Consider the following 262-nt stretch of genomic DNA (forward strand, 5'->3'; position numbering starts at 1 on the left):
CTATAAGGTTGACCCCTTCCTGTTTAAGTTGAAGTAAGCGAGACTCCAAACTCGAAACAGAAACTGCCAGGTGGTGGATACCTTCCCCTTTCTTCTCAATGAACTTAGCAATGGGACTATCAACTGTAAGCGGTTCCAATAATTCTAACTTTGAATTACCTAAAGGGAGAAAGGCAACTTTTACTTTCTGCTCAGGTACTTCCACAATTTTTTCCACCTCTAAATGAAGATGGTTTAAATAAAAGTGTAATGTGTCCTCAAT

General features: G+C 38.9%; 1 protein-coding gene. It reads right to left on the reverse strand.

The window, feature by feature from the left end; all coding sequences use genetic code 11:
- Positions 1-205, reverse strand: a 205-nt coding sequence (locus AOA61_RS21205; protein ID WP_256583474.1) for a VOC family protein, incomplete at its 3' end; no start/stop codon positions are given.
- Positions 206-262: the final 57 nt, after the last annotated feature.

This window comes from Pseudomonas sp. 2995-1, from assembly GCF_002742505.1.
In the GTDB taxonomy this organism is placed as follows: Bacteria; Pseudomonadota; Gammaproteobacteria; order Pseudomonadales; family Pseudomonadaceae; genus Aquipseudomonas; species Aquipseudomonas sivasensis.